Annotated in this window: 9 protein-coding genes and 1 tRNA gene; 1 reads left to right on the forward strand and 9 read right to left on the reverse strand. The window is 39.8% G+C overall.

The annotated features are described in order from the left end of the window. Window positions 1-412 precede the first annotated feature (412 nt). The 4 genes from ilvC to ilvD are packed head-to-tail and all read right to left on the reverse strand — an operon-like array spanning window position 413 to window position 5,919. Window positions 413-1,888 carry a ketol-acid reductoisomerase gene (gene ilvC, locus ABD682_RS01035; protein ID WP_344738065.1) on the reverse strand — a complete coding sequence of 492 codons (1,476 nt, stop codon included), beginning with the start codon at window positions 1,886-1,888 and terminating at the stop codon, window positions 413-415. A gap of 13 nt (window positions 1,889-1,901) precedes the next feature. Beyond that, window positions 1,902-2,438, reverse strand: coding sequence for an acetolactate synthase small subunit (gene ilvN, locus ABD682_RS01040; RefSeq protein ID WP_344738067.1), 537 nt, complete (start codon window positions 2,436-2,438; stop codon window positions 1,902-1,904). A gap of 14 nt (window positions 2,439-2,452) precedes the next feature. Further along, window positions 2,453-4,192 carry a biosynthetic-type acetolactate synthase large subunit gene (gene ilvB, locus ABD682_RS01045; protein WP_344740788.1) on the reverse strand — a complete coding sequence of 580 codons (1,740 nt, stop codon included), beginning with the start codon at window positions 4,190-4,192 and terminating at the stop codon, window positions 2,453-2,455. Between the two features lie 47 nt (window positions 4,193-4,239). Then, window positions 4,240-5,919 (reverse strand): dihydroxy-acid dehydratase, encoded by a 1,680-nt coding sequence (ilvD, locus tag ABD682_RS01050; RefSeq protein WP_344738069.1) that lies wholly within the window; start codon window positions 5,917-5,919, stop codon window positions 4,240-4,242. Window positions 5,920-6,431: 512 nt separating this feature from the next. Between ilvD and metK the strand changes: the two genes are divergently transcribed. Then, a complete protein-coding gene (gene metK / locus ABD682_RS01055; RefSeq protein ID WP_344738071.1) occupies window positions 6,432-7,685 on the forward strand; it encodes a methionine adenosyltransferase in 1,254 nt (417 codons plus the stop codon). A gap of 351 nt (window positions 7,686-8,036) precedes the next feature. Here metK and ABD682_RS01060 read toward each other — a convergent pair. The 5 genes from ABD682_RS01060 to ABD682_RS01080 form a co-directional block, all read right to left on the reverse strand. After that, window positions 8,037-8,119 (reverse strand) — tRNA-Tyr (locus ABD682_RS01060). A gap of 78 nt (window positions 8,120-8,197) precedes the next feature. Next, the gene (locus ABD682_RS01065) at window positions 8,198-10,903 is read right to left on the reverse strand and encodes a carboxypeptidase regulatory-like domain-containing protein (protein ID WP_344738074.1); all 2,706 of its coding nucleotides are present in this window, start codon (window positions 10,901-10,903) and stop codon (window positions 8,198-8,200) included. A gap of 31 nt (window positions 10,904-10,934) precedes the next feature. Beyond that, on the reverse strand, window positions 10,935-11,777 hold the full coding sequence (locus ABD682_RS01070; protein ID WP_344738076.1) for a GLPGLI family protein: 843 nt from the start codon (window positions 11,775-11,777) through the stop codon (window positions 10,935-10,937). A 99-nt stretch (window positions 11,778-11,876) separates the two neighbouring features. Next, complete coding sequence (locus ABD682_RS01075) at window positions 11,877-12,701, reverse strand: GLPGLI family protein (RefSeq protein WP_344738078.1); 825 nt, start codon at window positions 12,699-12,701, stop codon at window positions 11,877-11,879. Window positions 12,702-12,761: 60 nt separating this feature from the next. Beyond that, window positions 12,762-13,139, reverse strand: coding sequence for a hypothetical protein (locus tag ABD682_RS01080; RefSeq protein ID WP_344738080.1), 378 nt, complete (start codon window positions 13,137-13,139; stop codon window positions 12,762-12,764). Window positions 13,140-13,234 lie beyond the last annotated feature (95 nt).

Below are 13,234 nucleotides of genomic sequence, written 5' to 3' on the forward strand. Positions count from 1 at the left end.
GACATAAAACCTGCTTATAAAACTTTGATTCGCAAACGATTTCGACTAAAAATCTTAAAATTCCCCGGCAAAAAACAACCATTACAAAACTGTCTTTCAAAATGTTACGATTTGGGCGTTACCCTCGTACCTCAGGTCGGGCTATCCGCTACAAGTCCTCGCGCCAAGCGCTGTGGGCTTTTCACTACTATCCCTAACGCGGATCGATCCGTCATTGCGAGCATAGCGAAGCAATCTGTTAATTTTATTTCCAGTAGTCATTCAGGGCGAAATGAAACAAAGTGAAGAATTACTGCTTTCATTGGTGAGATTACCACGTCGCAATACTCCTCGTAATGACAAATAAAAAACAGTGCCGAGCAAATAGCATCAGCACTGTTTAGGTTATAACTAAGAATAATGTAATTCCGTATTAAACAATAGGTTTCATCGCCTTCATTGAAGCTCTCAAGAAAGTTCCTATTTTCTCAACAGGATGTGATCTTAATTTCGCATTCACTTCAATAAGTTTAGCATTATCAACCCCGTCGCCGTTATCTTTGGCGTAAGTCTTACCGATCACATCGGTATCGATCTTTTTCATGAAATCTGCCAATAACGGTTTACAAGCATGATCGAATAAATAACAACCATACTCTGCCGTATCGGAGATCACACGGTTCATTTCGAATAATTTTTTACGCGCAATCGTATTGGCGATCAATGGTGTTTCGTGCAAAGACTCATAATAAGCCGATGCATCAATAATTCCGGATTCGGTCATCGATTCGAAAGCCAATTCTACACCCGCTCTTACAAATGCAACCATCAACACGGCATTGTCATAATATTCCTGTTCTGTAATCTTCATATCACCGGCAGGTGTTTTTTCAAATGCGGTTTCGCCGGTAGCTGCGCGCCAGCTTAATAATTTTTCATCATCATTGGCCCAATCTTCCATCATGCCTTTTGAGAAGTTTCCCTGCATGATATCATCCATGTGTTTTCTGAACAACGGACGCATGATGTCTTTCATTTCTTCAGATAATTCAAAGGCTTTGATCTTGGCCTTGTTGGATAAACGATCCATCATATTGGTGATCCCACCATATTTCAAACCTTCGGTAATGGTTTCCCAACCGTATTGGATCAATTTTGAAGCATAGCCTTTATCGATGCCTTTTTCAACCATTTTATTGAATGATAAAATAGATCCGGTTTGTAACAAGCCACACAAAATGGTTTGTTCACCCATTAGGTCTGATTTCACCTCAGCAACAAACGAAGAGGCCAAAACTCCGGCGCGATCGCCACCTGTAGCCACAGCATATGCTTTCGCTTGATCCCAGCCTTTTCCTTCCGGGTCATTTTCCTCATGTACTGCAATTAATGTTGGTACACCAAATCCTCTTTTATATTCTTCGCGCACCTCGGTACCTGGACATTTTGGCGCCACCATAATAACGGTAAGGTCCTTGCGGATCTGCATGCCTTCTTCAACAATATTAAAACCGTGTGAGTACGATAGGGTTGCCCCTTTTTTCATTAGAGGCATCACCGCATTTACAACTTGTGTATGTTGTTTGTCCGGTGTTAGGTTACACACCACATCAGCTGTTGGAATCAATTCTTTATAAGTACCAACTGTGAATCCGTTTTCGGTGGCGTTCACGTAAGAAGCGCGCTTTTCTTTGATAGCACCTTCTCGCAAAGCGTAAGCAATATCCAGTCCGGAATCTCTCATATTCAAGCCCTGGTTTAAACCTTGAGCACCACATCCTACAATCACAATCTTTTTGCCTTTAAGTGCATTCACACCGTCCTCAAATTCCGAAGCTTCCATGAAACGGCACTTCGATAATTGGTTTATTTTGTCTCTTAAGGATAAGGTGTTAAAATAATTTCCCATGTTTCGTTTTTAATTAGTATTGGTTATAAAATGCAGAAAGCATTTCTGTTATTTTCATTTCATCTTTAGTCACAGCGATACGCCCTGAACGCACGAACTGCATAATCCCGAAAACATTCAGATCGCGACGAAGCGACTCGATCTCATTTCGGCGTCCCGATTTTTCCAGAACGAAAAATTCCGGATTAACCGTCACAATGCGGGTATTGCTTTCTTTAATAATATTTTGGATCTGCGGTTCTTCAAATAACAAACTCGATTTGATCTTGAACATACAGGATTCTGTAAAGATCGTTTCTTCATCCGTATGAAAATAGGCTCGGATAGTCTCCACCTGTTTTTCAATTTGCTTCACGATCTTGATTGCCTGAGTTTTTGTAATATTTACAACGATCACAAAGCGATTTACGCCATCAATTTCTGATTGCGAGGTGGTCAAACTTTCAATATTCACATGGCGGCGTTGAAAAATGGCTGAAATACGGTTCAAAAGACCGATGTTATTTTCGGTATAAACCGAGATCGTATATGTTTTAATATCTTCTTCCATAATGTTCGGTTTATTTAACTTAATCGGATATCTGAAACGGAGGCTCCTGATGGGATCATCGGGAACACGTTATCTTCTTTTTCTACGCAAACTTCAAGGAAATAGGCTTCATCAGAAGCGATCATATCCTTCACGGCTCCTGCCAGATCTTCGCGTTTGGTAACACGATTTGCATTGATATAATAGCCTTTGGCGATGGTTACAAAATCCGGATTGGTCATCTCAGTTGATGCATATCGTTTATCGAAGAACAACTGTTGCCACTGGCGTACCATACCTAAGAACTCGTTGTTTAACACAACGATCTTCACTGGTAATCGTTGCTGAAAAATAGTCCCTAATTCCTGGATCGTCATTTGATATCCACCATCACCAATAATGGCTACAACCTCACGATCGGGTGCCGCCATTTTAGCGCCAATAGCGGCAGGAAGGGCAAACCCCATGGTTCCTAATCCACCGGACGTAATATTACTTTTCGTTACATTGAATTCCGCGTAGCGACAAGCGATCATTTGATGCTGTCCCACATCCGAAACAATGGCTGCGTTTCCTTTTGTTTCAAGATTGATCTGTTTGATAACCTCGCCCATTGTTAAACCTTCCTTGGTTGGTGTGATATCATGTTTGATTACACGCTCGAATTCTATAGTATGACACGCTCTGAATTCTTCCAACCAGGCTTCATGATTATTTTTATTTAAGAGCGGTAATAATTGCGCTAAACTGTCTTTAGAATCACCTAAAACGGCAACATCTGTTTTTACATTCTTATCAATTTCCGCGGGGTCAATTTCAAAATGGATCACTTTGGCTTGTTTGGCATAAGTGTTCAGATTTCCGGTAACCCGGTCGTCAAAACGCATACCGATGGCAATAAGCACATCACACTCGTTGGTCAATTTATTTGGACCGTAATTGCCGTGCATTCCTACCATACCCACATTCAAAGGATGTGATGTTGGAATAGCGGAAGCTCCCAAAATGGTCCATGCTGCAGGAATTCCCGCCTTTTCAATAATAGCTTTTAATTCGGCTTCAGCCTCACCTAAAATAACGCCTTGTCCCCAAACGATCATGGGTTTTTTGGCATTATTAATAAGTTCTGCTGCAGCTTTAACAGCAGCAATATCGGTTTTTGGCACCGGATTATAACTACGTACACCGATGCATTTTTCATAGGTAAAATCGAATTCCTCGAACTGCGCATCTTTAGTAATATCGACAAGCACAGGGCCGGGACGACCACTTTTTGCAATGTAAAACGCCTTAGCCAAAACTTCCGGAATCTCGGAGGCCTTTGTAATTTGATGGTTCCATTTGGTTACCGGGGTAGAAATCCCAACAATATCAGTTTCCTGAAAGGCATCACTACCAAGCAAATGCGAAGCCACCTGACCCGTAATACATACCAAAGGCGTAGAATCGATCTGTGCATCAGCAATTCCGGTGATCAGGTTGGTTGCACCGGGGCCGGAAGTGGCCATGGCCACACCAACTTTACCCGATATACGGGCGTAACCTTGAGCCGCGTGTGCCGCGCCTTGTTCATGGCGCGTTAAAACGTGATGAATCTCCTTTTGAAACTTATATAATTCATCATAAACCGGCATGATCGCTCCTCCGGGATAACCGTAAAGCACATCAACGCCCTCAGCAATGAGGCTGCGAATAATGGCTTCACTTCCGGTAATACGCATGGCTTTTTTGTCTGCGTTTTCCGTTTTATTTATAGTTTGTGCTTGTGTATTCATACGCATTCTAGCAATAGCCGTTTTCAATGGATACTAACTTTTAATGATTAAAATTCGTCTGTGGTACAACCTCTTGAGGCTGAAGACACAGAACGAGCATATTTATAAAGCACACCGCGTTCAAATTTTAATTTTGGCGCTGACCATGCTTTTCTTCTTTTTTCTAATTCTTCATCTGAAACTTCCAGGGAGATCGTGTTGGTCTCAGCATCAATGGTAATCAAATCGCCATCTTTAACCAAGGCGATATTTCCACCTTCCTGGGCTTCCGGTGTAATATGCCCTACCACAAAACCATGCGTTCCTCCGGAGAATCGTCCATCGGTTATCAAGGCTACATCTTTACCCAGACCGGCACCCATGATAGCTGCCGTTGGTTTTAGCATTTCAGGCATCCCGGGGCCGCCTTTCGGACCTTCATAACGAATCACAACAACATCGCCCTTTTCAACTTTTCCATCACGGATCCCATCGTTTGCGGCATATTCCCCATCAAACACCTTGGCCTTTCCAACGAAGCTCAGACCTTCTTTTCCGGTAATTTTCGCAACACTGCCTTCAGTTGCCAGATTACCGTAAAGCATTCTTAAATGCCCCGTGGTTTTTATAGGGTTTTCAATAGGTTTTATAACATCTTGTCCAGCCGCCAGATCATCAGCTTCCAATAAATTCTCAGCTAACGTTTTTCCGGTAACCGTCATACAATCCCCGTGAAGTAATCCTTTCTTCAATAGATATTTTAAAACAGCCGGCATACCACCAATAGCGTGAACATCTTCCATAAGATATTTTCCACTTGGTTTTAGATCAGCTAAAAACGGAGTATTATCACTGATATCCTGAAAATCCTTTAAGGTAAAATCAATTTGTGCAGCTCTGGCAATAGCCAAAAAGTGCAGTACGGCATTCGTTGATCCTCCAAGGATCGTTACCACGCGAATCGCATTTTCAATAGATTTTCTTGTGATGATATCTGAAGGCTTAATATCCTTTTCCAATAACAAGCGCATCGCTTTTCCGGCGCGAACGGCTTCCTGGCGCTTCGCTTCACTGTTCGCAGGATTTGATGAATTATATGGTAAAGCCATTCCTAAAGTTTCAATTGCCGACGACATGGTATTTGCGGTATACATACCTCCGCAGGCACCGCTCCCGGGAATGGATTTTCTAATGATATTCTTGAACTCTGCTTCCTCCATAGTCCCAGCAACTTTACTACCCCAGGCTTCAAAAGAAGAAACAATATCCAGTTTTTGTCCGGCATGACATCCGGAATCCGTTGTTCCACCATAAACTAAAATCGACGGACGATTCAATCGGATCATGGCCATCAAAGCACCGGGCATATTCTTGTCACAACCCACCACCGTAATTAAACCATCATAACTCATGGCTTGTACCACAGTTTCCATTGAATCGGCAATAATATCACGCGATGGCAGCGAATAACGCATCCCGGGAGTTCCCATAGAAATACCATCACTCACTCCAATGGTGTTGAAAATCAAACCTACAAGATCTTCTTCCAAAGTACCTTCTTTGGCTAATTTGGCCAGATCATTCAAGTGCATATTACACGGATTTCCTTCATAACCCGTACTCGCTATTCCTACTAAAGGTTTAAAAAAATCTTCATCAGAAAAGCCAATAGCATAAAGCATGGCTTGTGCTGCGGGTTGGGTTGGATCTTGCGTTACGGCTTTACTGTATTTGTTTAGTTCTTTCATTCGTATTTTGAACTGTTTTATTTTAGGCTTTGTTGGTTATTATTTTAAAATGAAATGTCTTAAAAAAGGTCAAATGACCCTGGAAACATCGCATGGAACATCGAAATTACGGGATTTGTTATACTAGCAGAATCTGAGCAAGAGGCTTAGTTTAAACTCACAGGCTTTAAAATTTATTTAAATATCTGATTTACAATTACTTAAATCTTATATTTTATGATGTTCAAATGCTGGAAAAAAATGTAACATTTAAGTTCATAAAAAATAAATGTAATGGTTCATCGTTGGATGATGGTCTTAAATCAAAATTTAACATATGATGACCCTTCAAAAATTATGAAAAAGGGTTTTGTTTCTCTTTAATTTTATACTTTTGCTTTCATAAATAATAGAGGAAAGATTTGACTGATTGCAACCTCTTTATACGCGTAAAAACGGTATAAATAAAAATGCTAAAGGCAGTGCAAACTTCCTGTAGACGGTATCGTCAAATCTCACTAAAATTAAGACATATGGCTTATTTATTTACTTCGGAAAGTGTTTCTGAGGGACACCCGGATAAAGTAGCAGATCAAATTAGTGATGCTCTTATCGATCATTTTTTAGCTTTTGACCCTGATTCAAAAGTGGCCTGCGAAACTTTGGTAACTACAGGACAAGTGGTTCTTGCGGGTGAGGTAAAATCGAAAACCTATCTGGATGTGCAACAAATTGCACGCGATACGATCAACCGTATTGGATATACCAAGGGATCTTATATGTTCGATGGCAATTCCTGTGGTGTGCTGTCCGCAATCCATGAGCAATCTGAAGATATTAATATGGGTGTAGATCGCGGTAGCAAAGAGGAACAAGGTGCCGGTGATCAGGGGATGATGTTTGGCTATGCTACCAGTGAGACCGAGAATTTTATGCCTTTAGGTTTAGACCTATCCCATTTACTATTGAAAGAATTGGCTGCTTTACGTCGTGAAAATAAAGAGATCACTTATTTACGTCCGGATAGTAAAGGACAGGTAACCATTGAGTACAGTGATGATAATGTGCCGCAACGTATTGATAGTATCGTATTGTCTACACAACATGATGATTTTGCTGATGATAAAACCATGTTGGAGACCATCAGAAAAGATGTTAAAGAGATCTTGATCCCTCGTGTGATTGCAAAATTACCGGAAAGTATACAGGCCTTATTCGATGCTAATATTACGTACCACATTAACCCTACAGGAAAATTTGTTATTGGCGGACCTCATGGTGATACCGGCTTAACCGGACGAAAAATAATTGTTGACACCTACGGTGGAAAAGGAGCCCATGGTGGTGGTGCTTTCTCAGGAAAAGACCCGAGTAAAGTAGACCGTAGTGCGGCTTATGCCACGCGACATATTGCCAAGAATTTAGTTGCCGCCGGTGTAGCAGAAGAAGTTCTGGTTCAGGTGAGTTACGCCATTGGCGTGGTAGAACCTACCGGCATTTTTATTGATACTTATGGTACTTGTCCGTTTAACATGACCGATGGTGAAATTGCCGCCAAAGTGCGTGAGATCTTTGATATGCGTCCGTTTGCCATTGAAGAGCGCTTAAAATTACGCGCGCCTATTTACAGCGAAACTGCTGCCTACGGCCACATGGGACGCCAAAATGAAATAGTAACCAAAACTTTTTCTCAACCAAATGGTGAAGATGTTACTGTAGAAGTGGAATTATTTACCTGGGAGAAACTGGATTACGTAGACAAGATCAAAGAGGCCTTTGGTTTGTAGAACATCATAAATTAAATAGTAAAAAGACCGTCCAAGTGGCGGTCTTTTTTTTGAGTAAGACCTGCCTGCCGTTAATCTCGATTGCATATCCTTCCGCCCCACACCTGAAATTGAAAAGTCTGGCTGTTATCTCAGCCACTTTTTTGATTTTGTAAAAAACCTAAAACACGTTTTGGTCTAGTAAACCTCCATGCCGTTAGGCAGGATTGCATATCCTTCCGCCCCGCACCTGAAATTGAAAAGTCAGGCTGTTATCTCAGCCACTTTTTTGATTTTGTAAAAAACCTAAAACACGTTTTGGTTTTTTACAAAATCAAAAAAGCCTGCCACAGGCAGACTTTCCGAGTTAAGTGGGGAGAGCAGGATTCGAACCTGCGAAGTTAAAAAACAACAGATTTACAGTCTGTCCTCGTTGGCCGCTTGAGTATCTCCCCGAAACCGAGGGCAAATATATTATTCCTCAGGTTTTGTACAAAGAAAATATTAAGAACTTCTCAATTTATTTTACACCATTACAATTCATAACTGATCCTGAGGGTTATAAATCGCGGCTGAATAAAATATTCGGAACTGAAAACAGACACGTTATTGTTGCCGTTTTGTACCAACGATTGCGTATTTAAAAGGTTGGAAGCCTTTAACGTATACTCCCATTTTGAATCGTTATTTTTTCTGTAGGACAACGAGGCATCCCAAATCTCATAGGTTTGCGGCGCTCCGTTAGGGTTACTTTGTGTGGTATAACTGTAATTGGTTAAAAAGGTGAATTTTTTCAAAATGTACGCATCAAATTCTACTCTTGGCGCACGGGTGATGAATTTCGTGGTTCGTCCACCCTGCTTATTGTCGTTAACACTATAGCGATAGGAAATTTCGAAGTTCGGTGCTTCTCTAAAATTAGTTCGAATTTCAGGGGTATACGATTGCCTATAGCTTTCATTTACGGAACGGTTCCCTTGAATAAACTGATTGAACTTACTGTAATTGAAACTGGCATTTAAACTACCACGGAATTTTCCAAATGTACGTTGTACTCGCCCGAAGGAAGACAAGCTTTCATCAGCGAACTCCGAGTTGAAAAATCGATTGGTCTTGATCACACTTTGGAAATCCGATAAGGACCGGATCTGATTTACCGCACTCGAATAATTTACCGAAGCGAACACATTCGTGTAATTGAACAAATTAAAACTTCGATAAAATAAATTGATATTATTGGTAAGCGCATTTTCCAAAAGCGGATTTCCTATTTGGATCGCATCATAACTATTCAAAACAATACCGCGTGCTAAATTGGTAACATCAGTAAATTGGTTGGTCATGCTATATCTCAGCGTTAAACTTTCGCTCTTTTTTAAATCGATACGGGTTTCGAAATCGGGTAATACTCTGAAAAAATTATTAGAATATTCGGCTCCGAATTGGTTGTTGCTATTAGCGTAAGCATGGAAGGACACTCCGGGAGTAAACGTAAATTTCCCGGCCTTTAGCGTGTAATGCATTCCCAAATACCAATCGCTGAAATTATATTTTGTGTCATTGGTATCTAAACCATCATTAAAGTTTGGCGTTGGATCTAGCGTTGAATTATCATCCAGGATCTGAAAAATATTGGTATTGAAATCCTGACGACTTACTAAAGCGCCTAAAGTGAAATTGATATTACTTTTTGCATTCAAAATATTCCAATAATCCAATTTCGCATCCAGCTGATTGGATTTAACGCGACGGTTCTGATTGATATCATAACCCGTTTGATTTGGATCTAAACCTAAACTATTTGCTGTTGGGTCGAAATTGGTTTTATCTTCCAAAAAGGCATTGTAGAACGGATCTTCATCCTGTAATAAATGTTGGGCTTCAAATGCAAAAATATTTGTAGCATTGAGCGTATAATAGTAGTTCAGATTTTGATTGATGCTATATGGTGAATTTTCTTCAAATTGAATGGTGTTCCCCACCACTGATGAGAACAGGTAGCGGTCTTGAGTTTCCTTAGTGAATCGTGCCAACACATCGTAATCCAGTTGATTATTTACATTAGGTTTGTAAGAAGCACTTAATTTCGCCAGACCCACATCGGAGCGCTGTTTGGTCATCTGATCGGTTGCTTCATCGGGAATTCCAAGAGCCGGATCTGTGTATTGACGAAAACTTTTTTGACGCAAATACACTTTACTGCTGTTAAAAATTCCGAACCCACTTAAATCGAGCGTTTTTGATGGGGAATAGCTAAAGTTTCCGGCTGCTAATTTATTTTCTACATCAAGAGCGCGGTTATTTTGTTGCGACAGAAAACCCAGATTATTATTTCCTAAATTAAGTGAAGTTCCACTATTTCTGCTTGGCGGACGGAATCCCCCTCCAAAATTTTGCAGATCCCGACGGTTCAAAGCAGGTTCTCCCAGATTGTTGAGATCGCCAATAAAGTTTAAACTGTAATTGGGACTGTAATAGAACAGCTTTGGCTGCGCGATATACAATTCATCATTGGTTGATACGCCGCCACCAGCCATGACGTTTCCAAACCAGAAATTCTTTTTCCCTTCTTTAAGTTTGATATTGATGGCATAATTATCCTGATTATTTGTTACGGAACTTAATTGCCCAACTTCGGCATAATTCTTTAAAACCTGAACCTTATCCACCGCATTTGATGGAATATTTTTTGAGGCTAATTTGGTGTCGCCATCAAAAAAATCCTTACCATCCACCATGATCTTGTTCACGCGTTTCCCTTCAACCTCGATCTGTCCGTCGTCATTGATCTCCACGCCAGGTAATTTTTTAAGAACATCTTCAAGTTTACGTTCGGTACCATCTTTGAAAGAATCTGCGTTATAAACCAAAGTATCACCTTTAATTGTTACCGGCATTTCGTAGGTAAGCTCTACCTGTGCCAGGGCATTGTCTTCAAAAAGCGTGATCTCCTTTTCAATATTTTCAGCTTTCGTTTGAAGGCTTTCCTCATGGGTTTTCATTCCCACATAACTCACCTGAATATTATAGCTGGTATTTTTCTCTAGCGTTAAAATAAACCGCCCTTTGTCATTGGTTATCCCATAAGATTCCAGGGCATTTGTGGTTTGATTAATAGCAATTACGTTCGCCAGATCTAAGGGTTGGCCAATACTATCTTTAACCACACCTTTTAATGTAACCTGAGCAAAACTTAATGTTGAAAAGGCTAGTAAGGTGATTAATAATAATTTTTTCATTTTTTAATTAGGTTAGTTTTTTTCTGAAATACTAGCGCCGACGTGGATCTCTACGCATCCTGTTTTCACGCATTTCAGTTATTTTTTCTGTTATAATGGTACTGTATTCATTTTTAGTAACTTCCTTCCCGTTATCCGGCATTTTAATATCTTCTTTTACTGCAGGATTCAACACTATTTTAGAACAGAGCATGACGGTTTCACCGGTGTTCAGTTCTAAAATGAGTCCGGGTAAGCCCCAAAATTCACCGGGACCTTGACTTACGGGGATTTGCGGTGTATACCAGGCTGTAACGGTTACCATGTCTTCCGCCACTTCAGTGGTATCATTTTCAGAATTTTGATCTTGAGGGGGTTGCGGTCTGGTCCAATTCAATTCAGAAGCAGGAATGGTTGTTGTGGCCTTAAAAGCGGTATATTCTCCTATTTTCCGCATGTCTTTACCCATGATCCATTTGTAATTGGTTAAAGATTCTTTGATCAAAAATTGCTTTCCAAAAAACTCCTGATCCTGAACAAAGGTTTTTGTTTTGATATTTTTATAGATAGGACCACTTGAAAAACTATTCATAAAACCAAAGCCTCTTCCACCACCACCTGCAGTAGGTGCGGCCAGTTTTTCTTCTTCTTTAAAAAGAGAAGCTTCAGCATTAAAGTTTAGTATGAAGGTTTTTTCCAAAAAGGATTTCATCCGCTCCTGCATTTCCTTTTTTTGCTGTTCAGTGAGCTGTCGCCCGCGAAAGCGGCTAAAGTCCATGGTAGTTTTTGAGTTGTAATAGGCTTTCCCTTGAAAGGCGGTCTGTCCGTTGATTGATTGACTGCCCATGATCAAAAAGAAGATCAAGGCGATACTACTGGTTTTTTTTAATTTCATGGCTAGTTTTAATTAAGTTTGATACCAAGGTTTTCAATACTTTTTTAGACTAGCCAATACCTTTTTAGTTTAAGCCTAAAACGTTAAAATAATCTTAAATTATCCGCCTATTTTAATGATCATTTTATCACCATCGCCACCGCGCTTTGTCGATCGGAAACGCTCCATCATTTCCTCCGTCTTTTTCTTCACAATACCATCATATTCGGCTTGAGAAACTTCTTTACCTTTCGAGGGTGCTTCGATCTTCAAATCCTCATCAGGATTTAAAACAATTTTATTGCAGATGAGTGTCAGTTCACCATCATTGATCTCCAGGATCAATCCCGGTAAACCCTGATACATACGCGGACCATTACTAATTGGAATTTGTGGTGTATACCATGCGGTAACGGTTCGGGTTTTGTTTTCCTTGGTTATTTTCCCTTCCTGGTTAAACGTTTCAACATCGTAGTCTTCCGTGTAACTCGCTTTAAAACAAAGGTATTCTCCAATGTGTTTGGTTTCCTTGGATAGTTCCCAGTTTCTGGATGTTAAACTGTCTTCTACTAAAAATAATTTCCCATAAAGCTCTGTAGCATTAGTATATTTTTTATTCTTGATGTTTTTATACAGCTCATCCGATCCTTCCGAAATACGAAATACCATACCGGACTTTGAAGGCATTGGCGCTTCCAACTGTTCTACCACTTTATACACCGATTCAGTAGCATTAAATTTTAAAGTGTATTCTTTTTGAAATTGTTTGCTCAGCTGAGCCTGAATATCTTTTTGCATTTCTGAACTCATTTTTTCATCATCAAATTTGACATCCATTTTACGATGAGATTTATAGGTTGCCACACCCTGAAAATTCTGTGCCTGTAATTTGCTTAGTGGCACCACAAGAAAAAAGCTAATTGAAATTAAAATAAGACGTATCATGTTTTTTGATTTAAACGATTTATATTGACTAAGGATTATTGTTGTTAACCAAAGCGCGCTTTAGTTCTTATTGCTCTCTCCGGTAATTTTCTCTAACTTTTTGAATGATTTTTTCATGCTTTCAATGAGCTTATCAACTTCGGAAGTTTTTCCGGTAAATTTCATTGTAAAGTTGCCCACTTTAACTTTTGAGGTATCTGTTTCTGATTTGTTCTCATAAATAAATTCAAGGGTAATTTCCTCATCAGTTTCATTGTCCTGAAACATGTCTTGAATCATACTCCAGTCAAAATTTTTTAATTCCTCTAGATTATCTGTTTCAAATTTAAGTGCCGACACAGAAATCTCAGATTCCTTAGAAGTCCTTTTTTCTGATTGCGCAGAGACTGCCATACTTAACAGTAAAAATATACCCGGTAAAAATTTTTTTAGATTCATAATGTGTTGTTTTTGTGTTTTAATTGATTTTTACTATGGCACAAATCTAAACAAGGCTTTTAAGTAATTGGGTTAACGAGTGTTAACGTGTGTTA

Source organism: Gaetbulibacter aestuarii (genome assembly GCF_039537665.1).
Lineage (GTDB): Bacteria > Bacteroidota > Bacteroidia > Flavobacteriales > Flavobacteriaceae > Gaetbulibacter_A > Gaetbulibacter_A aestuarii.